This window comes from Streptomyces sp. YIM 130001, from assembly GCF_003574445.1.
GTDB lineage: Bacteria > Actinomycetota > Actinomycetes > Streptomycetales > Streptomycetaceae > Streptomyces.
Window position 1 is genome coordinate 1 of sequence record NZ_KZ984605.1, and the last position, 259, is coordinate 259.

Here is a 259-nt window from a genome sequence, read left to right on the forward strand (position 1 = left end):
CGTCCGAGGGCGGCGGCGAGACGCTGGTCGCCCGGGGCCGGCAGCGGATTGCGTGCATGCGCGGCCCGAACAACGCCACCGTGCCCTCGCCCATCCCCGAGGTGCTCGCGCAAGCCCTCGCCCCCTACGCCACGCAGGCGCCCCCGCTGGCCGGCCACGCCGCCCGAAGCCGGGCCGCCGAGCGGCACCCGGCTGTGGGCACGGCGAAAGATGCCCGCACTGGGGCGATGGCGTCACCGTAGGTGCAGGGTCGCAATAA

Annotated in this window: 1 pseudogene; it reads left to right on the forward strand. The window is 76.1% G+C overall.

The features are described 5' to 3' along the window. Positions 1-242 (forward strand): annotated as a pseudogene (locus DSC45_RS36750) (hypothetical protein); the annotation flags it as partial. Positions 243-259 lie beyond the last annotated feature (17 nt).